Here is a 20479-nt window from a genome sequence, read left to right as displayed (position 1 = left end):
ACGCCCGGCGGCCGATCTTCGCGGGGGGTCCGGGGCCTCAGACCAGCGGCAGCAGCATGGTGATGTCGTCGCGGTGGTCGTCGGGGGCGACGCGGATGGCGCCGGGCACCCGGCCGACCTCCTTGTAGCCGCAGGAGCCGTAGAAGTACTCCAGGCCGTGGCCGCCCCGGCAGCCGAGCCGGATCGCGTCGATGCCGCCGAAGCCGCGGACCGCGTCCATGGCGGCCGCCATCAGCTCGCGGCCGTACCCCTTGCCCTGGTGCCCCGGGTGGACCATCACCGTGTACAGCCAGACCCAGTGCGTCTGCAGCCGGTGCGTGTTGAAGGACACGAAGGCGGTGGCGGCCACCTCGCCCGCCTCGTCGTGCCCGACGAGCAGCCGCATGCCGCCGCCGACCAGCGCCGCGAGCTGCTTCACCAGTGCCGGGCGTATGTCCTCCCGCGTCACCGGGGGCACGAACCCGACGGCCCCGCCCGCGTTGGTCACGTCCGTCCACAGCGTGAGGACGCCGTCGTGGAGGGCAGGGGTGATCGCCGGGTCGAGCGAGAAGGTGAGGGGCATACGGCGAGCTCAGATCCGCATCGCCTGCGGGGACTCCCGGCGCAGGGGGTCGGGGGCGTCGTACTCGCGGATGATCTCGTAGCGGGTGTTGCGCTCCACCGGACGGAAGCCGGCGTCCCGGATCAGGTCCAGCAGGTCCTCGCGGGTCAGCTTGTTCGGGGTGCCGTAGTTGTCGGCGTCATGGGTGATCTTGTACTCGACCACCGAGCCGTCCATGTCGTCGGCGCCGTGCTGGAGGGCGAGCTGGGCGGTCTGCACACCGTGCATCACCCAGAAGACCTTCACGTGCGGGACGTTGTCGAACAGCAGCCGGGAGACGGCGAACGTCTTCAGCGCCTCGGCGCCGGTCGCCATCTGCGTGCGCGCCTGGAGCCGGTTGCGGACCTTGCCGTCCTTCACGTCCACGAAGTCGTGCTGGTAGCGCAGCGGGATGAAGACCTGGAACCCGCCGGTCTCGTCCTGCAGTTCACGCAGCCGCAGCACATGGTCGACGCGGTGCCGGGGCTCCTCGATGTGGCCGTAGAGCATGGTGCACGGGGTCTTCAGGCCCTTCTCGTGCGCCAGCCGGTGGATGCGGGACCAGTCCTCCCAGTGGGTGCGGTGGTCCACGATGTGCTGCCGGACCTCCCAGTCGAAGATCTCGGCGCCACCGCCGGTGAGGGACTCCAGGCCGGCGTCGATCAGCTCGTCGAGGATCTCGGAGGCGCTCAGCCCGGAGATGGTCTCGAAGTGGTGGATCTCCGTCGCCGTGAAGGCCTTCAGCGACACGTCCGGCAGCGCGGCCTTCAGCTCGCGCAGCGAACGCGGGTAGTACCGCCACGGCAGGTTCGGGTGCAGGCCGTTGACGATGTGCAGCTCGGTGAGGTTGTCCGACTCCATCGCCTTGGCGAGCTTGACGGCCTCCTCGATGCGCATCGTGTACGCGTCCTTCTCCCCCGGCTTGCGCTGGAAGGAGCAGTAGGCGCAGGAGGCCGTGCACACGTTGGTCATGTTGAGGTGCCGGTTGACGTTGAAGTGCACCACGTCACCGTTCTTGCGGGTGCGTACCTCGTGCGCGAGTCCGCCCAGCCAGGCCAGGTCGTCCGACTCGTACAGCGCGATGCCGTCCTCGCGGGACAGCCGCTCACCGGAGCGGACCTTCTCCTCCAGCTCGCGCTTGAGCCCGACGTCCATGCCAACACCTTTCTCCGACAGCCCGACCAACGGTATCCCTAGACCTCTTCGGGCAACTCCCCGACCCGGTTCTCCCACTTCGTGGACAGCACGACCGTGGTACGGGTCCGGGAGACGCCCTTGGTGCCGCTCAGCCGCCGGATCGTCTTCTCCAGACCGTCCACGTCCGTGGAGCGCACCTTGAGCATGAACGAGTCGTCACCGGCGATGAACCAGCAGTCCTCGATCTCCGTCAGGTCCCGCAGCCGCTGGGCCACGTCCTCGTGGTCGGCGGCGTCGGACAGCGAGATGCCGATCAGCGCGATCACGCCGAGGCCGAGGGAGGCCGAGTCCACGGTGGCGCGGTACCCGGTGATGACACCGGCCGCCTCCAGCCGGTTGATGCGGTCGGTGACGCTGGGTCCCGACAGGCCGACGAGGCGCCCCAGCTCCGCGTAGGAGGCCCGGCCGTTCTCCCTCAGGGCCTGGATGAGCTGCCTGTCCACCGCGTCCATGCGATCGAAGCCTTCCGCTGAAGATTTCCCGAAGTGATGAGAGGTACTGCGACTTGCCCGGCTAGCGGCCCGCTGCGCCGCCGCCCAGTTCGCCCTTCCAGCGCCGGTACAGGCCGTGCCCGACGCCCGCCGCGTCCAGCACCCGCCCGGCGACGAAGTCCACCAGGTCCTGGATGTGGGTGGCGCCCGCGTAGAAGGCGGGCGAGGCCGGCACCACGCTCGCGCCGGCGTCGTCCAGCGCGACCAGGTGCCGCAGGGTCTGACCGTTCAGGGGGGTCTCCCGTACGGCCACGACGAGCGGCCGGCGCTCCTTCAGTGTGACGCTCGCCGCGCGCTGCAGCAGGTCCTTGGAGAGGCCGAGGGCGACACCGGCGACACAGGCCGTGGACGCCGGGACGATCAGCATCCCCTGCGCCGGGTACGACCCCGAGGACGGTCCCGCCGCGAGGTCGCCCGCGCCCCAGTACCGCACCCCGCTGACGTCCACCTCGAACGTCCCGGGCTTGCCGTCGGCCCCCCGGGCCAGCCATTCCCGCAGGTCCTCCTGCCAGTGCGCGTCCCGGAACGAGATCCCCGTCTCGTCCAGCAGCGTCAGCCGCGAGGCCCGGCTGACCACCAGGTCGACCGCCTCACCGGCGTCCAGCAGCGCCCGCAGCACGGCTGCCGCATACGGCGTACCGGAAGCTCCGGACACCCCCACGATCCAAGGCGCGCGCTGCGTTTCTCCTGCGTTCACACCTTGAGCGTACCGGCGGACCGAACCGTGTTCAGGACGGGTCGGCCCGACCGCGGCACCGCCCCGTGTTCAGACCGTCAGACCCCGCACCAGCAGGTCCAGCAGCGCGCACACGAACAGGGCGATACCGATGAAACCGTTGACGCTGAAGAACGCCCTGTTCACCCGGGACAGGTCGTGCGGGCGGACGATGGTGTGCTCGTAGCAGAAGGCTCCCGCCACGACGACCAGGCCCAGCCAGAAGAACGCGCCGGCGTGGGTGGCGAGGGCGTACCAGACGAACAGGGCCGTGGTGACGGTGTGGCAGGCGCGGGCGCCCCATACGGCGGCCGGGATGCCGAAGCGGGCCGGGACCGACCGGACGCCGATCGCGCGGTCGGTCTCGACGTCCTGGCAGGCGTAGATCAGGTCGAAGCCGCCGATCCAGACGCCGACGGCGAGACCGAGGATCACCGCGTTCCAGGACCACTCACCGGTGATCGCCAGCCAGCCGCCGACCGGGCCCATCGCCTGGGCCAGGCCCAGGATGGCCTGCGGGAAGTTGGTGAACCGCTTGCCGTACGGGTAGACCACCATCGGGATCACCGCGAGGGGAGCGAGCGCCAGGCACAGCGGGTTCAGCAGGGCCGCGGCGCCCAGGAAGACCACGAGCGCGACCAGCGCGCCGGTCCAGGCGTGCCGCACCGACATCGCGCCGGTGACCAGCTCTCGCTGGGCCGTGCGCGGGTTGCGGGCGTCGATCTCGCGGTCGATGATCCGGTTGACCGCCATCGCGAACGTGCGCAGCCCCACCATGCAGACCGTGACGAGCAGGAGCCGGCCCCAGTGGACGTTCCGGTCGAGCTGGAACATCGCGGTGAGGGCGGCGATGTAGGCGAAGGGAAGCGCGAAGACCGAGTGCTCGATCATCACCAGGCGCAGGAACGCCTTGGTGCGTCCCGGCCGCGGTAGTGCCGCGGAGGCGCTGCTCACAGGCCGTACTCCTTCCAGCGGCGGTCCACCAGGGCCGCCGTATCCGGGTCCGACAGGACCATCTCCGGCCATCCGCCGTCCCTCGTGTAGCCCTCCTCGGGCCACTTCTTCGTCGCGTCGATGCCCGCCTTGCCGCCCCAGAACTGCTGGTAGGAGGCGTGGTCCAGGTGGTCGACGGGGCCTTCGACGACCGTGAGGTCGCGGGCGTAGTCGGTGTTTCCCAGGGCACGCCAGGCGACCTCGTGCAGGTCGTGCACATCGCAGTCGGCGTCCACGACCACGATGAGTTTGGTCAGGGACATCATGTGTGCCCCCCAGATCGCGTGCATCACCTTCTGCGCGTGCTTGGGGTACTTCTTGTCGATCGAGACGATCGCGCAGTTGTGGAAGCCGCCGGCCTCGGGCAGGTGGTAGTCCACGATGTCCGGGACGATGATCTTCAGCAGCGGCAGGAAGAAGCGCTCCGTGGCGCGGCCGAGGGGGCCGTCCTCGGTGGGCGGCCTGCCGACCACAATCGACTGCAGCAGCGGCCGCTTGCGCATCGTCACGCAGTCGATGGTCAGCGCCGGGAACGGCTCCTGCGGGGTGTAGAAGCCGGTGTGGTCGCCGAAGGGGCCCTCCGGGAGCATCTCGCCGGGCTCCAGCCAGCCCTCCAGCACGACCTCGGCGTTGGCGGGGACCTGGAGCGGGACCGTCTTGCAGTCGACCATCTCGATCCGCTTGCCCGCGACGAACCCGGCGAACAGGTACTCGTCGATGTCCCCGGGCAGCGGAGCCGTCGAGGCGTAGGTCACGGCGGGCGGGCAGCCGAAGGCGATGGCGACGGGCAGCCGCTCGCCGCGCCGGGCCGCCACCTGGTAGTGGTTCCGGCTGTCCTTGTGGATCTGCCAGTGCATGCCGATGGTCCGCTTGTCGTGCCGCTGCAGGCGGTACAGGCCGAGGTTGCGGATGCCGGTGTCGGGGTCCTTGGTGTGGGTCAGGCCCAGGTTGAAGAAGGAACCGCCGTCCTGCGGCCAGGTGAACAACGCCGGGAGCCGGTCGAGGTAGACCTCTTCGCCGCGCAGCACGACCTCCTGCACGGGCGCGTGGTCGGGCTTCACCTTCTTCGGCGGCACGTGCGCCATCGCGCCGAGCTTCCCGAACGCCTCGCGCACGCCCACGAACCCGTGCGGCAGCTCGGGCCGCAGCAGCCCGCCGATCTTCTCGGAGATCTCGCCGTACGACTTCAGGTCCAGCGCCTTCAGCAGCCGCCGGTCGGTGCCGAAGACGTTCATCGCGAGGGGCATCGTGGAGCCCTTCACGTTCTCGAACAGCAGCGCGGGGCCGCCCGACTTCTGGACCCGGTCGACGATCTCCCCGACCTCCAGGTACGGGTCGACCTCGGCCTTGATGCGCTTGAGGTCTCCCTCGCGCTCCAGCGCCCTGAGCAGGGAGCGAAGATCGTCGTAAGCCATGCGCCCAAGTATCGCCGACGTACCCCTTTGTCCTGCGCCCGCCCCTGCCCGGGCGGGGAGTCCGGTGTCGGCCCCCGGGTCGGCACAGCCCGTCACCCGATAACCTGGGCTTGTCACCGGGGCCGTCCCACACCTTCGGGAGATCGCGACGTCATGCTCAGGTATCTGCCCGTCCTGCTGGTGCTGGCGCTGTGGATCTACGCCTTCGTCGACTGCCTGAACACCCCCGAGGAAGAAGTGCGCCACCTGCCGAAGGGCGCGTGGCTGCTCGTCGTCCTGGTCTTCGGCTGGGTGCTGGTGGGCCCGGTCGCCTGGCTGATCACCGGCAAGGTCCGGGAGCCGGCCGCCGCGAACAGTGGCACGCCCGCCGAGCGGCACCCGGACTCGGGCTGGGTCGCCCCCGACGACAACCCCGAGTTCCTGAAGTCCCTCGATCGGGACGACCCCGGGAACGACTGAACCCGTGGAACTGAGGCTGCTCGTCACCTTCGAGAAGGTCGCCACCGTCCTGAGCTTCACCCGGGCCGCGGCCGAGCTGTCGTACGCGCAGTCCAGTGTGACCAGTCAGATCCGGGCCCTGGAGTCGTCGCTGGGCGCCGAGCTGTTCGACCGGCTCGGTGGCCGGATCCGGCTCACCGAGGCGGGTGAGCGGCTGCTGCCCTACGCCCGGCGGATCATCGAGCTGGCCGAGGAGGCACGGGCCGCGGTCACCGGCGCCGAGGAGCCGGCCGGCACCCTCACCGTCGGCACCATGGAGTCCCTGACCTCCTACCGGCTGCCCCCGCTGCTGGAGTTCTTCCACCATCGCCACCCCGCGGTGCGGCTCGCGCTGCGCACCACCATCGGCGACGAGACCCGGCAGGCGCTGCGTCAGGGCACGTACGACGTCGGGTTCCTGATGGAGGCGGAGACCGAGCACCCGGGCCTGGAGAGCACGGTGCTGGCGGTGGAGCCTCTGGCGCTGGTGGCGGCGCCGGGGCACGACCTGGCCGGGAAGCCCGTCGCGACCGCCGACCTCACCGGCCGGGCGCTGCTGGCGACCGAGCCGGGCTGCGCCTACCGGGACCTGTTCGAGCGGGAGCTGACGGCGCTGGGGCCGGTGGAGTTCATGGAGTTCGGCACGATCGAGGCCACCAAGCGCGCGGCGGCGGCTGGTCTCGGGACGGCGCTGCTGCCCGAGGTGACGGTCGCCGCCGAACTCGCGGCGGGCACTCTCGTACTCCTGGCCTGGGAGCCGCCGTTCACGCTTCGCACGCAGTTGGCGTGGCGGTCCGGGAAGCGGCTTCCGGCGCATGCCCGGCTGTTCGTGGAGCAGGCGCGGAGACTGGTTTCCGAGCAAGGGTGACCTTGAGGCTCGCGGTGACGATGAGCGGGACGCCGAGGGTCTGCACCAGTCCGATGTGGTGGCCGTACACCGCCCAGTCCATGACCATCGCGACGGCCGGGTAGACGAAGGCGAGTACGGCGATCTTGGCGGTGGGCAGCTTGGCGTAGGCGGCGTACATGAGGACGTACATCACGCCGGTGTGCAGCAGCCCGAGGCCGGCCAGCCAGCCCCAGTCCCAGCCGGTGCCCCGCATGGCGCCGAAGTCGGCGAAGGGCAGCAGCAGGGGGATGCCGACCAGGACCTGGACGAGGGCGATCAGGTGCGGGCGCACGCCGGTGATCCGCTTGGTGACCAGGGTGGACAGCCCGTACAGCAGGGCGGCGAGCAGGGCCTGGCCGATGCCGGTCAGGTACGCGCCGCCGCCGGTGAAGTCGGCGGGGGTCACCCCGGAGACGAGGATGAGGCCGGCGAAGGCGACGCCGATCCAGCCGACCCGGGCGGCGGTGAGCCGCTCGCGGAACAGCAGGGCGCCGAGCAGCACCACGTAGAAGGGCTGCGTGTGGTAGACCACGGTGGCCACCGAGATGGACGTGTTCTCGTACGACTGGAACAGCAGCACCCAGTTGAAGACGATGAACACCCCGCCGAGGACCGCGAGGCCGAGGGTGCGCGGGGTGAAACCGTGGTCGCGCAGCCATCCGCGGGCCACCACGTAGCCGCCGAGGGCCAGGGCGCCGAACAGGACGCGGAAGAAGACGACGTCGAAGGGCGGGGCACCGGACTCGACGACGAAGACGCCGAGGGTGCCGGACAGCATCATCGCGGTGGTCAGCTGGGCCGTGCCCGTGTGCTCTGAGGTCATGGCGCCGACGCTACGGACGGCCGCCGGGGCCGGTCCACGCGCCGCTGGGGCGTCCTGCCGATGGGGCCATCGGCGCCGCCGATGCGCGCAGGTGGCCGGGGTACGGCGGTCAGTCGCCCCGGAGCACCAGGTCGAGCAGTCCGGGGAAGCGGGCGTCGAACTCCGTCCGCCGGAGCCGGTTCACCCGCTTCGGCTCACGGCCCCCGCCCGCGGCGGTGTCAGGTGTACTGCCCGGGAAGGGGCTCCGACGCCTCTTGATCGGGCGGCGGGGGCGAGGAACCCAAATTCTCGATCAACCGTTCGAACCTGGTGCGCCAGGCCGTCTCCGACTCGCCCTCGCCCTGGAACTCGTGGGTGAAGCGCAGCACGCAACCGCCCTGTGGCTCACGCTCCAGATGGAACCGCATCCGGCCGCCCGCCACGGCGTACTCGGCGACCCGGTCCACGTCCCACGCGGTGACCCGCCCGTCACCCAGGCCCCGGAAGGCGATCTCGCCCTCGAGTCTGGGCTCGAGAACGTCGACGGCGGTGAACCAGCCCGCGAGTCCCGCGGGCGTGGCCACCGCCGTCCAGACCTCTTCCATGGTCCTCGGGAGCCGCACGAGGAAGTGGAGTATGTGCGTGTTCCCGTGCGTCTGACTGATGCCCTGTTCGATGGAACCGCTCATGGCACCAGTGTCACCGACCGGGCGGTCACACGCCCGCGTACGAGTGCTTGCCGGTGACGAAGATGTTGACGCCGTAATAGTTGAACAGCCAGCAGCCGAACGCGATCAGCGCCAGGTAGGCGGCCTTGCGGCCCTTCCAGCCGGCCGTGGCCCGCGCGTGCAGGTAGCAGGCGTAGGCGACCCAGGTGATGAAGGACCAGGTCTCCTTGGGGTCCCAGTTCCAGTAGCGGCCCCAGGCGTCGCCCGCCCAGATCGCGCCCGCGATGATCGTGAACGTCCACAGCGGAAAGACGGCCGCGTTGACGCGGTAGGCGAACTTGTCCAGCGAGGCCGAGGCGGGCAGCCGCTCCAGCACCGAGCGCGCGAAGCCGCCGGGCTTGCCGCCGGACTCCAGCTTGCTCTCGTAGGAGTCCTTGAACAGGTACAGGATCGTGGCGACCGCGCCGACGTAGAACACCGCGCCACAGAAGATCGCGGTGGAGACGTGGATGTACAGCCAGTACGAGTGCAGCGCCGGGACGAGCTGGTCGCTGGCGGTGTACAGCACGGTCACGGCCAGACCGAGGTCGAGCAGGACCGTGGTGACCAGGAACAGGCCGAGCCAGCGCACGTTCTTCCGCAGCGCCAGCAGCGCCAGGTACACACCGACCGCGACCGTGGAGAAGGTGATGTTGAACTCGTACATGTTGCCCCACGGCGCCCGCTCCACGGAGGCCGCGCGGGCGCCGACGCCGGCGAGCTCCACGAGGAAGGCGAGCACGGTGAGCGAGATGGCGATCCGGCCGTACATGTCGCCCTGCTCGTCGCCGCCGTGCGCACCGGGCCCGTCCGGCACGTCCCGCGAGCCGGACGCGGAGCGCACGACGACCTTCGGCCGCTCCAGTACGGCGGTCCCCCCGGCGCTCTTGACGGTGACGGCGGGCGCGCCCGCCCTGCGCTCGGCGCCTGCGGTCAGCGCGGCGGCCGTACGGCCGACCTTGCTGCGGCTGCCGAACAGCCACTCGGCGATGTAGGCGAAGAAGGCCAGCGTGTAGACGGCCATGGACGAGTAGATCAGCGTGTTGCTGATGCTCGCCAGGTGTTCGTTGGTCGCGGCGGCGAGCTCGGTTGCGGCGGCGAGAGTCACTTCTCGGCCCCTTCGGCAGGTCCAGCGGGGGATGGGGTGGAGTCGTCGGGGTCGGGTGCCCCCGGCGCCTGGTCGTAGAGGGTCGCGGCGAGGTCAGCCAACTCCTCGGGCACCTTGGCGGACTCGCTGCGGCCGAGCCCGGCCATCTCGACCACGGTGACACCGTCGGCGCCGCGCACCGCACGCACCCAGACACGGCGGCGCTGGATGAACAGGGAGGCGGCCAGGCCGAAGATCGCGCCGAACGCACCGAGGAGCGCCCAGGTGCCGCCCGGCTCCTGGACGATCTCGAAGCCGGCCCACTCCTTGATGTCCTTCTCGAGCGTGATCGAGCCGGCGCCGTCCGGGAGCTTCAGGGTCTGACCCGGCTTGAGGTTCCCCCTGAACTGCTGCCCCTTGGTGTCCTTGAAGCCCTTCATGTGGGTCTTGTCGAGCTGGTACACGCTCTGCGGGATGCCCGAGTTGACGCCGAGGTCGCCGTGGTACGGCTCGAGGTTGAGCACGGGGTTCAGCAGCGCCGGGAACTGCGAGAGCACCGAGGCGCCGCCGCCGAAGGTCGGCAGGAAGAAGGCCCGGACGCCGAGCTGGTCCTTCTTGCCCCGGGCGTCGCGGTAGCCGTCCATCACCTTGATCACGCCCTGCGAGGTGACGTTGCCGTCGAGGGGCAGCAGCGGCACGGCGTCCTGGTAGACGACCTTGCCCCTGCCGTCGCGGACGGTGATGACGGGCGCGTAGCCGTGGCTGACGAGGTAGACCTTGGCGTCGCCGATCTTCAGCGGCTCGTTGACCTTGATGGTGGTCGTCCGGTCCGTGCCGTCCGCGCCCTCGCTGTATTTGACCTTCGCCTGGTAGGTGCGCGGGGTGCCGCGGTTCGGGCCGGTCAGCTCGTAGGTGCCGTTGAAGTCCTTCAGGCCGAAGCTGAACGGCGACAGGTCGTCGGTGGTGAACAGGCTGCCGGACTTGAAGTCGTCGTACATCGGCAGGGCGTTGGAGAAGCCGTCGCCCTCGACCATCAGCTTGGTGCCGTCCGACTTGTACATCTGGCCGGAGGCGAAGGCGACCAGCAGCACGATCAGCGCGATGTGGAAGATCAGGTTGCCCAGCTCACGCACATAGCCCTTCTCGGCGGCGACGGCGTCACCGGCGACATGGGCCCGGAAGCGGCGCTTGCGCATGAGCGTGAGCGCGGCCTCGCGAACCCGCTCGGGCTCGGCCTCGGTGCGCCAGGTGGTGTAGGCGGGCAGCCGGTCGAGACGCCTGGGCGCGCCCGGCGGACGGCCGCGGAGCTGGCCGACGAACTGCCAGGTGCGCGGGACGATGCAGCCGATGAGGGAGACGAACAGCAGGATGTAGATCGCGGAGAACCACACCGAGCTGTAGACGTGGAAGAGGCCGAGCCGGTCGTAGACCGGCGCGAGCGTCGTGTGGGCCGCGCGGAAGTCGTCGACCTTGGTGACGTCGGCGCCGGTCTGCGGGATCAGCGAGCCGGGGATGGCGCCGAGCGAGAGCAGCAGGAGCAGCAGCAGCGCCACCCGCATGGAGGTGAGCTGACGCCAGAACCAGCGCGCCCAGCCGATCACGCCGAGGCCCGGCAGGCTCACGGTCTCTTCCTGCGGGGCGGTGGAGAGCTGGGAGCCGGCCGCTCCCAGTTCCTCCTGCTCGCTGCCCTTGTCGGTTTCGGTTGTGCTCATCGATCAGATCCCCACAGTGAAGCCGTCGGACCAGCTCTGCATCTCGTTCACCAGGTGGTCCCAGGCCCCGGTCAGCAGCAGTACACCGGTCACGATCATCATCGTGCCGCCGGCGCGCATCACCCAGACATAGTGGCGCTTGACCCAGCCGAAGGCGCCGAGCGCCTTGCGGAAGGCGACCGCGGTGAGGACGAAGGGCACACCGAGGCCCAGGCAGTAGGCGATCATCAGCACCGCTCCGCGCCCGGCGCTCGACTCGTGCCAGGAGAGGAAGTTCACCGCGGCGAGGGTCGGTCCGATGCAGGGCGTCCAGCCGACACCGAACAGGGCGCCCAGCAGGGGCGCGCCCACCAGGCCCGCGGTCGGCCGCTTGTGGAAGCGGAACTCGCGCTGGGTGAACCAGGGCATCAGCCCCATGAAGAAGACGCCCAGCAGGATCATGAGCACGCCGAGCACCCGGGACAGGGTGCCCTTGTTGTCCTGGAGGGTCCAGCCGAAGTAGCCGAACAGCGCCCCGCTGGAGATGAACACGGCGCTGAAGCCGAGGACGAACAGCGAGGCACCGGCGACCATGCGGCCCCGTCTGGCCTCGGCGAGGTCGGTGCCGGCGATCCCGGTGACGTAGGAGAGGTAGCCGGGGACGAGCGGCAGCACGCAGGGCGAGAAGAAGGACACGAGGCCGCCGAGCAGGGCGATCGGCAGGGCGACCAGCAGGGCGCCGTTCAGCACGGTGTCGTTCGGGCCCGTTCCGGCGGCGGCCAGCAGGAGAGTCGCGCTCACGTCACTTCTCCGCGAGGACCGGCTTGAGCATCTTCAGCAGCGCCGTGTCGTCGAGCGCCTCCAGCGCCCGCGCGGCGACCTTCCCGTCCTTGTCGATGACGAGCGTGGAGGGGATGAGCTGCGGGTTGAGCGTGCCCTTCCTGAAGCGGAGCATCAGCTTGCCCGTCGGGTCGTACAGGCTCGGGTAGCCGATCCCGTGCTCCTGCTCGAAGGCGAGCGCGGGGGTGGTGCTGGTGTCCCGGGTGTTGATGCCGACGAACTGCACGCCCTTGCCCTCGTACGCCTTGGAGACCTTGGCGAAGTACTGGGCCTCCTCGCGGCAAGGGCCGCACCAGGAGCCCCAGACGTTGACGACGACGATCTTGCCCTTGTAGTCGGCGATGTCGAGGGTCTTGCCGTCGATGGTCCTGCCGGACAGGTCGGGCGCGGCGGCCCGCTTGCCCTGGGACGCGGTGTCGATGCCGTTGTTGCCGGTGACGAAGTTGGTGTTGCCGCCTCCGCCGGAGGTGCCGCCGTTGCCGCACGCGGACAGGGTCAGGGCCGTGACGGCGGCCATGGCGCTGAGCAGGACGGCGCGGCTACGGGTACTCATGTGAAAAGTTTCGCATGCCTGTTCCGAGGATCTCGCGCACCCCCCTGGCGGGCGGAAAACCGCATTTCAGGAGCTATTTACACGGGACATTTCAGGCAATTCCTCACGCGGCACTCCCCGCGGCCGACTTGGCGTCCCGCAGGAACTCCTTCCAGCCCCCGGCCGGCCGCTGCCCCACCTCCAGGGTGCGCAGCCGGGCGAGCACCTCGGGCTTCTGCACGTCCATCCAGTCCGCGAACTGCCGGAAGGAGACCAGCCGCACGTCCCCGCCCTTCTCCTTCTCACGCGCGATGTGCTTGAAAGCCTGCTCGACGGCGTCCATGTAGATGCCGCCGTTCCACTGCTCGAAGTGGTTGCCGATGAAGAAGGGTGCCCGGTTCGTCTCGTACGCCCGCTGGAATCCCTGGGTGTAGGCCTGGGCGGACTGGGTCCGCCAGCCCGGGTGGTTGTAGGCGGGCGCGTTGGTCGAGTTGACGGACTGGTTGGCCAGCATGTTGTAGTCCATGGACAGGACCTCGAAGGAGCGTCCGGGGAAAGGTATCTGCTGGAGCGGCAGGTCCCAGATCCCCATCCGCTTCAGCGGCCACACCTGGCGGCCGCCCGGCGAGGAGGCGTCGTAGCGCCAGCCCAGCTCGCGGGCGGTGGGCAGCAGGTTGTTCTGGCCGAGCAGACAGGGGGTGCGGCCGCCGACCAGCTCCTTGTCGTAGTCGAACGGCAGCGACGGCAGGTCGGTCCAGCCGGTGTTGGTCCGCCACTCCTTCACGAAGGCCTTGGCCTGCCGTATCTCGCTCCGCCACTGCTGCGGGGTCCAGTTGCCGACCGAGCCGGAGCCGGCGCAGAAGTGCCCGTTGAAGTGGGTGCCGATCTCGTGCCCCTCGAGCCAGGCCCGGCGCACGTTGGCCAGGGTCGACCTGACGTGGGGGTCGCTGAGGTAGCCGATGTCGGAGGCGCCGCGCGGGTTGTTCGGGGGCTCGTAGAGCCGCTTCTTCGACTCGGGCAGCAGATACAGCCCCGAGAGGAAGAAGGTCATGCTCGCGCCGTGCTCCTTGGCCAGGTCGAGGAAGCGCGGGAAGAGGCCGTTGCCGACCTCGCCGGCGCCGTCCCAGGAGAAGATCACGAACTGCGGAGGGGTCTGGCCCGGCTCCAGCGGCTCGGGCTTCGCGGGCTGGTGCGGCTGCCGGCCGGTGAACGACGTGGAGCCGTCACCGATGGGCCGGGCCGGCTGCGCCGTGCTCCCGCCCTTGCCCGCCCCGCCCTTTCCGCCGTCCGCGTGGCCGGAACCGGACGGGCGCCCGCTCTCGTCCGAGGACTTGAGGGTCCCGCAGCCGGCGAGCGAGGCGGCGGCCGCCGCGCCCGCGCCGAGGCCCAGCACTCCCCTGCGGGAGAGCATCCGGTCGGTCCGGGAGAAGGTGCGCATGGAGATCCCCGATTCGTCACGCCTGCTGGTGGTCACCCAGTCAGAGGGCGTGACGATCGGGGAGGTTCCGATACTTCTTTATGCTTTTCGTAACAGGCCAGGCAAAAGGGCGGATCAGGCTCCGAAGGCCTTGCCCTGAGCCGTCCCCTTGCCCTTCTGCGGCTTGGCACCGGCCCGGAGATGGACCGGGACCAGGTCGATGGCGGGCTCGGAATAGCCGACGGAGACGATCCGGTCGCCCTGGAAGGTGAAGGTCGTCAGCGACGCGAGCGTGCACTGCCGCTTGCGCGGGTCGTGCCACAGCCGCCGCTTCTCGACGTACGACCGCACGATCCAGATCGGCAACTGGTGGCTGACCAGCACCGCCTCGTGCCCGCGGGCCCGGTCCCTGGCCGCGTGCAGCGCGCCCATCATGCGTACGACCTGGTCGACGTACGGCTCGCCCCAGGACGGCCGGAACGGGTTGAAGAGGTGCTTCCAGTTGTCGGGCTTGCGCAGCGCGCCGTCCCCGACCCCGAAGGTCTTGCCCTGGAAGACGTTGTCGGCCTCGATGAGCCGCGCGTCGGTGGCCAGGTCGAGACCGTGCGCCTTGGCGATCGGTGTGGCCGTCTCCTGGGCGCGCTCCAGCGGGGAGGCGCAGACGTGCGTGACGTCCCGGGTGGAGAGGTGCTCGGCGACCCGGTCGGCCATCTTCCGGCCCAGCTCGGACAGGTGATAGCCGGGCAGGCGCCCGTAGAGGATGCCGCCCGGGTTCTCGACCTCGCCGTGCCGCATGACGTGGACGACGGTGATGTCCTTCTCGCTGCCGTTGCTGCTCATGCTGCCGTGGCCTCCGCGGCCGCTCGGGCCGCCGCCGGGAGGGCGTCGGCGATCTTCTGGATGGCCCGCTCGTCGTGGGCCGTGGACACGAACCAGGACTCGAAGGACGACGGCGGCAGGTAGACGCCGTTCGACAGCAGCGAGTGGAAGAAGGCGGTGAAGCGGAAGGACTCCTGCCGCTTGGCGTCCTCGTAGTCCCGCACCTGCCGGTCGATGAAGAACACGGAGAACATGTTGGAGGCGGTCTGCAGCCGGTGCGCGACGCCTTCCTTGCTCAGCGCCTCGGTGACGAGGTTCTGGATCTGCGTGGAGACCGCGTCGACCGTGTCGTACGCCGCGTCGTCGAGCAGCCGGAGCTGGGCGAGTCCGGCGGCGGTGGCGACGGGGTTACCGGAGAGGGTGCCGGCCTGGTAGACGGGCCCGGCGGGCGCGAGGTGGGCCATGACGTCGGCCCGGCCGCCGAACGCGGCGGCGGGGAAGCCGCCACCCATGACCTTCCCGAAGGTCATCAGGTCGGGCTTGACCCCGTCGATGCCGTACCACCCGGCACGGCTGGTCCGGAACCCCGTCATCACCTCGTCGGAGATGTAGAGGGCGCCGTGCCTGCGGCACGCGTCCTTGAGCCCCTGGTTGAAGCCGGGGGCCGGCGGGACGACACCCATGTTGCCCGGCGAGGCCTCGGTGATCACACAGGCGATCTCGCCCGGGTGCCGGTGGAAGGCCTCCTGCACGGCTTCCAGGTCGTTGTACGGCAGCACGATCGTGTCGCCGGCCTGGGCACCGGTGACACCGGGCGTGTCGGGCAGCGCGAAGGTGGCGACGCCGGACCCGGCGGCGGCCAGCAGGGAGTCCACGTGGCCGTGGTAGCAGCCGGCGAACTTGACGACCTTGGACCGCCGGGTGAAGCCCCGGGCGAGCCGGATCGCCGACATGGTCGCCTCGGTGCCGCTGCTGACCAGCCGCACCTCCTCCACGGGCTCCACCCGCGCGACGATCTCCTCGGCGAGGGCGACCTCGCCCTCACCCGGGGTGCCGAAGGACGTGCCGCGGGCGACGGCCTCCTGCACGGCGGCGATCACCTCGGGGTGCGCGTGGCCGAGGATCATCGGCCCCCAGGAGCACACCAGGTCGACGTACTCCCGCCCGTCGGCGTCGGTCAGGTACGGCCCCTTGCCGGAGACCATGAACCGGGGCGTGCCGCCCACGGCACGGAAGGCGCGCACCGGGGAGTTCACGCCGCCCGGCGTGACGGCCGACGCGCGGTCGAAGAGCGCCTGCGACACCGGCGCTTCGTAGGGATAGGGCAGTTCGCTCATGGCACTCATGACGTGCGGCTTCTCCGGCCTCTCGGACTCCGGTTCGGGTGGTGACCACCTCAGGGTAGGCCGCGACCCGGGCATCGAGCGGCCGGCCTCGGGGTCACGGCCGCGCCATCTGCGAGACTGAGAGCTGATACACACAGCTCATACGGCACGTAGTGATCAGTGACCGGGATGATCCCGCGGACTGGTGTTTCACCGCACGTTTCGGCGGGCGGCCGTGGGGGAGGTCACTGACACGATGATCGGGTTGCGCGGCGGGGGCCACGCGTCCTAGAAAAGCAGTCGGGTGGAGATATGCATCGCGGTGGCGGACTGGGCGAGGGGACTGACGACCTGGGTCCTCGGCGCGCCCGGCGGGGAAGGCACCGGCGCGAGGTGGAGGAAACGACCGAGGCACGTCAGGCCGACGCACGTCAGACACAGGATGTTCCGGGTGAGCCCGAGCGGAACGACCGGCGGATCGACCGGTCGCGGACGGGAAGCAGAAATGGTGGTCGGGTGGGGGTGACGTACAAATACTTCGGCGCGCCGGACGGCGCGACGGCGGCCCGCGTCCCCATCTCGATGCGTCCCGAGGAACTCGGCGGCGACGAGCTGGGCATGAACGGCATGTTCACCAAGATCAAGCCGGAGACGATGGCCGCCATGGTGCTGACCGGCATCGAGGGCGTCCCCCTGCACAAGGTGCCACCGCTCGAGCTGGTCGTCCTGCACCCCGACTACGCCGTCGTCAAGCTCCCCATGACGGTCGTCGACCCGCTCCGCGGCATCGGCGAGGAGACGGTGGGCGCGGCGGCTTTCATCTGGTCGACGGTCCCGGACCGGGGCGGCCCCCGGGACGCGTTCAACGTGTACCAGCTGCTGCACGAGTGGCAGGACTTCTCGCACCGGCTGCATGAGGCGGGGCATCAGCCTTATTGCCTGGTCTGGCCCTGAGGCGGCGTCTCGCGGTTCTTGTTCTTGTCCTGGGCGGGGTCTTCGGACCCCGCTTTCGTCTTTCCGGGCCGGGGGAACGATCCGCGCCTCGCGCTCGTCTACAGTAACGTAGTCAGTCTACGGAATTGTAGACGGCTGGGGTGCCGTGCGCCCGGAGAGGACTCATGCCGATGACCACACCCGTGGTTCTGTCGTCCCAGCTCGCGGTGAACCCGCTCGACGCGCAGTCGCTGCTGGCCGCCTTCGGCGTGCTGGGGGTCGGTGTGGTGATGTTCGCCGAGACGGGCCTGCTGATCGGGTTCTTCCTGCCCGGCGACTCCCTGCTGTTCACGGCCGGCCTGCTGTGCACCGGCTCGGGGCGGCACGGCGTACACCTGTCGCTGGGGCCGCTGCTGGCCGCCGCGGCGTTCGGCGCGCTGGCCGGCGCCCAATGCGGTTACCTGATCGGGCGCCGTGCGGGCGGTGCACTGCTGGCGCGCAGCCGCTCGGCGCGCCTGCGTGAGGGCGCGGTGAGAGCGGAGGAGCTGCTCGGGCGCTACGGGCACGCCAAGGCGATCTTCCTGGCGAGATTCGTACCGGTGGTGCGGACCGTGCTCAATCCGCTGGCGGGGGCGCTGGAGGTGCCCCTCCGGGCGTTCACCGTGTGGCAGGTGGCCGGCGGCCTGGTGTGGAGCCTCGGCCTGACCCTGGCGGGCTACGCGCTGGGCTCCTCGATCCCGAACGTGGACCGCTATCTGCTCCCGCTGGTCGCGCTGATCGTCGTGGTGTCGCTGATCCCGCTCGCCGCCGAGCTGTACCGCGGCCGCGGGCGTGCCAAGGAGAAGGAGGTCCGCGGATGATCCTGGCGTTCGACGGGGCGTCGATCGACGGCTCCGCCTACCGGGACGTGACGGATCTCGCGCAGCACTCGCCGGGCTGGCTGGACTCCGCGGTGACGGTGTGGTCCGCCTACGGGCTGGCGGTGTTCGCCGTGCTCATGGTCCTCGGCTGGTGGCGGGCCCGGCGGACCGGGGCGGCAGCGGCGGTGACGGCGCTGGCCGTGCCGGTGGTCGTGGTCCTGGCATACGGCGTCGATGCCGTACTGAAGCTGGTCGTGCGCGAGGACCGGCCGTGCCGGAGCCTGCCGGTGAGAACCCTGGAGGCGTGCCCGGCGCCCGGTGACTGGTCGTTCCCCAGCAACCACGCGGCGATCGCCGCGGCCGCCGCCGTGGCGCTGCTGTTCGTCTCGCGGCGGCTGGGCGCGGTCGCCTGCGGGGCGGCGGTCGCCATGGCGGTCTCCCGGGTCTGGGTCGGCGTGCACTATCCGCACGACGTCGTGACCGGGCTGGTGGTGGGCGGGCTCGCGGCGCTCGTCCTGGTGCCGGTGGTCCGGCACGGGTCTCCGGCACTGGCCCGCCGGATGACCGCGGCGGCTCCGCTCCGTCCGCTGCTGTCGACTTCGTGAATCGCGAGGACACCGCCGAACTGGCCGGCAGCGCCGGCCTCGGCGCATGGGTGGCGTTCACCGTGCTGACCATGGTCGTCGTCGGCCGGGGCGGTTCACCGCTGTGGCTGGACGACGGCTTCCTCACCTGGGCGGTCGGCCACCGCCCCGAAGTGGCCGTGGCCGTGGCACGGGGCGTGACCCACACCGGTACGGGTGTCGTTCCCTGGGTCATCGCGGCCGTGGCCGGCGCCGTGGCGGGACGCACCGCGCGGCGGCGGCTGCTCGCGGCCGCCCTCAGTCTCGCCTGCCTGGGGCTGGGACAGGCGCTGCGGTACTGCGTGATGGTGCTGGTCCACCGGCCCCGCCCACCGCACGGGGACTGGGCGACACATGCGAGCGGCTGGGCGTTCCCGTCCGGGCACACCACCACGGCCGCCCTCACCGCCGGGATACTGATCGTCGCGCTGACCCTGCGCGCCCCGCGCGGTGGCACGGCACTGCGCATCGCCGTCGGCTGCTGGGGTCTGCTGGTGGGACTGACCCGCGGCTTCCTGGGCGTGCACTGGCTCACCGACGTCATGGGCGGCTGGCTGTTCGCCGCCGGCTGGCTGGGAGCGTGCCTGTGCGCGGCCGCCCACCTGCTGCCCGCCTCCTTCCTCACCCGCCCGACCGACCCGGCCACGATGCCGACGGATGACCATGCGCCCCAGGATCCTGGTGGTCGAGGACGATCAGACCCTGCGTGACGTCCTGCGCCGCGGAGGAGGACTTCGACCCGGTCCCGGCCGCCGACGGCGCGACGGCACTGCGGCCGGCCACCACCGGCATCGCGTCGGCCTCAGCCCGCTGCTCACCAACGCCGCCCGCTACGCCCGTTCGCGCGTGACCGTGTCCGCGTGGCACGTCCCCGGCGCCGTGCGGATCGATGTCGCCGACGACGGCCCGGTGTGCCGGAGACGTTCGGGGACGAGCTGTTCCAGCCCGGCCGGCGCGCCGATCCCGGCGACGGGCACGACGGCGCGGGCCTGGGGCTGCCGCTCGCGCGGCGCCTGGCCCGCGCCGTCGGTGGTGAGGTGTCCCACGACCCCGGGCACAGGCGCGGAGCCAGGTTCACGGTCAGCCTGCCGGCCGGGTGACCGGTGCCTGCCCCTCCTTCACCGACCGGCGTTCCTGCGCGTGGGCGTACGCCATCAGCGCGAACAGGACGGCGAGGAGAACGGCGGACGAACCCGCCGTACCCAGATCCAGACCGCCCTTGGCGACCGGCTTGGTGAGGAAGTCGCCCGCGGTGGCGCCCAGGGGGCGGGTGAGGACGAAGGCGATCCAGAACAGCAGGACGTTCGGCACCGCGGGCACCTTCATCAGCGCCAGGAGCACACCGAGCAGCCCGGTCACGAGCAGTGCGCCACCGGCGTAGCCGAGGCCGGAGCTGTCGGAGAGGAAGTCGCCCATGGAGGTGCCGAGGGTGTTCGACACGAGGATCGCCGCCCAGAACAGGGCCTCACCCCTGAAGGTGACGATGTCGCGGATCTGGAACGTCATCCCGCTCAGCTTCCAGACGACGAAGATCGCCAGCAGGATCGAGATCAGGATCGCCGCTCCCTCGGGATAGCCGAGACCCAGGCCCTGCGGTCCCCAACCCAGCTTCGTCGCGCCGTTCGAGAGGTACTTGGCACTGGCGTCCCGGTTCATGAAGTCGGACATGGTCGTGCCGGCCATGGAGGTCGACAGGATCACGGTCCAGTAGAAGAACGGGTTGTACCGGCTGGACCGAAGCTGGACCACCAGCGTCACCACGAAGACGAGGAACAGCACGACCGTGGTCAGGAAGTAGCCCAGCTTCAGGGTCTGTGCGAAGAGGTCGCCCGCCGTCTCGCCCAGGGTCGTCGCGGCGATCTTCATGACCCAGAACGCCAGGGTGACCTCGGGCAGTTTCTTCATCACCGACTTGGTCCTGCTCGACGTGCCCGCCACGTCGAGGTCGGTGAGGACCTCCGGTTTCTCCAATTCAACTCTCCTGTCCGGTCGAACCGACAGGGCGCTCGCCCCCCGGAAAGCGGGACGAGCGCCCCATGAGATGAGCCGGCCGCCGAGCGGTCGCGATTTTCAACCGTGACACAGA

Annotated in this window: 22 protein-coding genes and 2 pseudogenes; 7 read left to right on the top strand and 17 right to left on the bottom strand. The window is 70.4% G+C overall.

What is annotated here, in order from left to right; all coding sequences use genetic code 11:
* Positions 1–37: 37 nt before the first annotated feature.
* From ACFVVO_RS00450 to ACFVVO_RS00425, 6 genes are all read right to left on the bottom strand, one after another.
* Positions 38–562: a GNAT family N-acetyltransferase gene (locus ACFVVO_RS00450; RefSeq protein ID WP_390050778.1), complete on the bottom strand. Its 525-nt coding sequence runs from the start codon at positions 560–562 to the stop codon at positions 38–40.
* A gap of 9 nt (positions 563–571) precedes the next feature.
* Positions 572–1735 (bottom strand): aminofutalosine synthase MqnE, encoded by a 1164-nt coding sequence (gene mqnE / locus ACFVVO_RS00445; protein ID WP_390050777.1) that lies wholly within the window; start codon positions 1733–1735, stop codon positions 572–574.
* 38 nt (positions 1736–1773) lie between these two features.
* Positions 1774–2229 carry an Lrp/AsnC family transcriptional regulator gene (locus ACFVVO_RS00440; RefSeq protein ID WP_358928358.1) on the bottom strand — a complete coding sequence of 152 codons (456 nt, stop codon included), beginning with the start codon at positions 2227–2229 and terminating at the stop codon, positions 1774–1776.
* 61 nt (positions 2230–2290) lie between these two features.
* Entirely contained in the window at positions 2291–2965 is a 675-nt protein-coding gene (locus ACFVVO_RS00435) for a UbiX family flavin prenyltransferase (RefSeq protein ID WP_390050776.1), read from the bottom strand.
* A 69-nt stretch (positions 2966–3034) separates the two neighbouring features.
* The gene (gene mqnP / locus ACFVVO_RS00430) at positions 3035–3937 is read right to left on the bottom strand and encodes a menaquinone biosynthesis prenyltransferase MqnP (protein WP_390050775.1); all 903 of its coding nucleotides are present in this window, start codon (positions 3935–3937) and stop codon (positions 3035–3037) included.
* Positions 3934–5391 carry a menaquinone biosynthesis decarboxylase gene (locus ACFVVO_RS00425; protein ID WP_390050774.1) on the bottom strand — a complete coding sequence of 486 codons (1458 nt, stop codon included), beginning with the start codon at positions 5389–5391 and terminating at the stop codon, positions 3934–3936. The genes mqnP and ACFVVO_RS00425 overlap by 4 nt, the downstream gene beginning before the upstream one ends.
* A gap of 153 nt (positions 5392–5544) precedes the next feature.
* On the opposite strand from ACFVVO_RS00425, the gene ACFVVO_RS00420 reads away from it, so the two are divergent.
* Together ACFVVO_RS00420 and ACFVVO_RS00415 are read left to right on the top strand one after the other, a co-directional pair.
* Entirely contained in the window at positions 5545–5850 is a 306-nt protein-coding gene (locus tag ACFVVO_RS00420) for a PLD nuclease N-terminal domain-containing protein (RefSeq protein ID WP_390050773.1), read from the top strand.
* 4 nt (positions 5851–5854) lie between these two features.
* Positions 5855–6736, top strand: a complete 882-nt coding sequence (locus ACFVVO_RS00415; RefSeq protein ID WP_390050772.1) for a LysR family transcriptional regulator — start codon at positions 5855–5857, stop codon at positions 6734–6736.
* Here the strand turns inward: ACFVVO_RS00415 and ACFVVO_RS00410 are convergent.
* The 10 genes and pseudogenes from ACFVVO_RS00410 to hemL form a co-directional block, all read right to left on the bottom strand.
* Positions 6633–7580 (bottom strand): DMT family transporter, encoded by a 948-nt coding sequence (locus tag ACFVVO_RS00410; protein ID WP_390050771.1) that lies wholly within the window; start codon positions 7578–7580, stop codon positions 6633–6635. The two genes, ACFVVO_RS00415 and ACFVVO_RS00410, sit on opposite strands and share 104 nt — an antisense overlap.
* Before the next feature lie 109 nt (positions 7581–7689).
* Positions 7690–7773: pseudogene (locus tag ACFVVO_RS00405) on the bottom strand (transcriptional regulator); the annotation flags it as partial.
* Between the two features lie 25 nt (positions 7774–7798).
* Positions 7799–8248, bottom strand: coding sequence for a hypothetical protein (locus ACFVVO_RS00400; RefSeq protein WP_390050770.1), 450 nt, complete (start codon positions 8246–8248; stop codon positions 7799–7801).
* A gap of 25 nt (positions 8249–8273) precedes the next feature.
* Entirely contained in the window at positions 8274–9374 is a 1101-nt protein-coding gene (gene ccsB / locus ACFVVO_RS00395) for a c-type cytochrome biogenesis protein CcsB (RefSeq protein ID WP_390050769.1), read from the bottom strand.
* Positions 9371–11065: a cytochrome c biogenesis protein ResB gene (locus tag ACFVVO_RS00390; protein WP_390050768.1), complete on the bottom strand. Its 1695-nt coding sequence runs from the start codon at positions 11063–11065 to the stop codon at positions 9371–9373. The genes ccsB and ACFVVO_RS00390 overlap by 4 nt, the downstream gene beginning before the upstream one ends.
* Positions 11066–11068: 3 nt before the next feature.
* Entirely contained in the window at positions 11069–11830 is a 762-nt protein-coding gene (locus ACFVVO_RS00385; RefSeq protein ID WP_359552602.1) for a cytochrome c biogenesis protein CcdA, read from the bottom strand.
* 16 nt (positions 11831–11846) lie between these two features.
* Positions 11847–12437, bottom strand: a complete 591-nt coding sequence (locus ACFVVO_RS00380; protein ID WP_390050767.1) for a TlpA family protein disulfide reductase — start codon at positions 12435–12437, stop codon at positions 11847–11849.
* A gap of 103 nt (positions 12438–12540) precedes the next feature.
* Complete coding sequence (locus tag ACFVVO_RS00375; protein ID WP_390051535.1) at positions 12541–13854, bottom strand: hypothetical protein; 1314 nt, start codon at positions 13852–13854, stop codon at positions 12541–12543.
* A gap of 114 nt (positions 13855–13968) precedes the next feature.
* Positions 13969–14673 carry a histidine phosphatase family protein gene (locus tag ACFVVO_RS00370; protein ID WP_390050766.1) on the bottom strand — a complete coding sequence of 235 codons (705 nt, stop codon included), beginning with the start codon at positions 14671–14673 and terminating at the stop codon, positions 13969–13971.
* The gene (gene hemL / locus ACFVVO_RS00365; RefSeq protein WP_390051534.1) at positions 14670–15989 is read right to left on the bottom strand and encodes a glutamate-1-semialdehyde 2,1-aminomutase; all 1320 of its coding nucleotides are present in this window, start codon (positions 15987–15989) and stop codon (positions 14670–14672) included. Before hemL ends, ACFVVO_RS00370 begins: the two co-directional genes overlap by 4 nt.
* Positions 15990–16289: 300 nt before the next feature.
* On the opposite strand from hemL, the gene ACFVVO_RS00360 reads away from it, so the two are divergent.
* The 5 genes and pseudogenes from ACFVVO_RS00360 to ACFVVO_RS00340 form a co-directional block, all read left to right on the top strand.
* Positions 16290–16931 (top strand): hypothetical protein, encoded by a 642-nt coding sequence (locus ACFVVO_RS00360; RefSeq protein WP_390050765.1) that lies wholly within the window; start codon positions 16290–16292, stop codon positions 16929–16931.
* A gap of 170 nt (positions 16932–17101) precedes the next feature.
* Entirely contained in the window at positions 17102–17770 is a 669-nt protein-coding gene (locus tag ACFVVO_RS00355) for a DedA family protein (RefSeq protein ID WP_390050764.1), read from the top strand.
* Complete coding sequence (locus ACFVVO_RS00350; RefSeq protein WP_390050763.1) at positions 17767–18375, top strand: phosphatase PAP2 family protein; 609 nt, start codon at positions 17767–17769, stop codon at positions 18373–18375. Before ACFVVO_RS00355 ends, ACFVVO_RS00350 begins: the two co-directional genes overlap by 4 nt.
* Complete coding sequence (locus ACFVVO_RS00345) at positions 18372–19103, top strand: phosphatase PAP2 family protein (protein WP_390050762.1); 732 nt, start codon at positions 18372–18374, stop codon at positions 19101–19103. The genes ACFVVO_RS00350 and ACFVVO_RS00345 overlap by 4 nt, the downstream gene beginning before the upstream one ends.
* A 91-nt stretch (positions 19104–19194) precedes the next feature.
* Positions 19195–19493 (top strand): annotated as a pseudogene (locus tag ACFVVO_RS00340) (sensor histidine kinase); the annotation flags it as partial.
* Here ACFVVO_RS00340 and ACFVVO_RS00335 read toward each other — a convergent pair.
* Positions 19474–20364 (bottom strand): hypothetical protein, encoded by an 891-nt coding sequence (locus ACFVVO_RS00335; protein WP_390050761.1) that lies wholly within the window; start codon positions 20362–20364, stop codon positions 19474–19476. The pseudogene ACFVVO_RS00340 and the gene ACFVVO_RS00335 overlap by 20 nt on opposite strands.
* Between the last annotated feature and the right edge of the window lie 115 nt (positions 20365–20479).

Origin of the sequence: Streptomyces sp. NPDC058145 (genome assembly GCF_042884245.1) — a bacterium.
Classification (GTDB): Bacteria; Actinomycetota; Actinomycetes; order Streptomycetales; family Streptomycetaceae; genus Streptomyces.
Note: the sequence above shows the minus strand (reverse complement) of the source record. Positions and strands in the feature narration are given on the sequence as shown.

What these genes read in the sequence shown, in the direction of transcription:
- ACFVVO_RS00450 (WP_390050778.1), bottom strand. Translation starts at nt 562, where the DNA reads ATGCCCCTCACCTTCTCGCTCGACCCGGCGATCACCCCTGCCCTCCAC.
- mqnE (WP_390050777.1), bottom strand. Translation starts at nt 1,735, where the DNA reads ATGGACGTCGGGCTCAAGCGCGAGCTGGAGGAGAAGGTCCGCTCCGGT.
- ACFVVO_RS00440 (WP_358928358.1), bottom strand. Translation starts at nt 2,229, where the DNA reads ATGGACGCGGTGGACAGGCAGCTCATCCAGGCCCTGAGGGAGAACGGC.
- ACFVVO_RS00425 (WP_390050774.1), bottom strand. Translation starts at nt 5,391, where the DNA reads ATGGCTTACGACGATCTTCGCTCCCTGCTCAGGGCGCTGGAGCGCGAG.
- ACFVVO_RS00420 (WP_390050773.1), top strand. Translation starts at nt 5,545, where the DNA reads ATGCTCAGGTATCTGCCCGTCCTGCTGGTGCTGGCGCTGTGGATCTAC.
- ACFVVO_RS00410 (WP_390050771.1), bottom strand. Translation starts at nt 7,580, where the DNA reads ATGACCTCAGAGCACACGGGCACGGCCCAGCTGACCACCGCGATGATG.
- ACFVVO_RS00400 (WP_390050770.1), bottom strand. Translation starts at nt 8,248, where the DNA reads ATGAGCGGTTCCATCGAACAGGGCATCAGTCAGACGCACGGGAACACG.
- ACFVVO_RS00390 (WP_390050768.1), bottom strand. Translation starts at nt 11,065, where the DNA reads ATGAGCACAACCGAAACCGACAAGGGCAGCGAGCAGGAGGAACTGGGA.
- ACFVVO_RS00380 (WP_390050767.1), bottom strand. Translation starts at nt 12,437, where the DNA reads ATGAGTACCCGTAGCCGCGCCGTCCTGCTCAGCGCCATGGCCGCCGTC.
- ACFVVO_RS00375 (WP_390051535.1), bottom strand. Translation starts at nt 13,854, where the DNA reads ATGCGCACCTTCTCCCGGACCGACCGGATGCTCTCCCGCAGGGGAGTG.
- ACFVVO_RS00370 (WP_390050766.1), bottom strand. Translation starts at nt 14,673, where the DNA reads ATGAGCAGCAACGGCAGCGAGAAGGACATCACCGTCGTCCACGTCATG.
- hemL (WP_390051534.1), bottom strand. Translation starts at nt 15,989, where the DNA reads ATGAGCGAACTGCCCTATCCCTACGAAGCGCCGGTGTCGCAGGCGCTC.
- ACFVVO_RS00360 (WP_390050765.1), top strand. Translation starts at nt 16,290, where the DNA reads ATGCATCGCGGTGGCGGACTGGGCGAGGGGACTGACGACCTGGGTCCT.
- ACFVVO_RS00355 (WP_390050764.1), top strand. Translation starts at nt 17,102, where the DNA reads ATGACCACACCCGTGGTTCTGTCGTCCCAGCTCGCGGTGAACCCGCTC.
- ACFVVO_RS00350 (WP_390050763.1), top strand. Translation starts at nt 17,767, where the DNA reads ATGATCCTGGCGTTCGACGGGGCGTCGATCGACGGCTCCGCCTACCGG.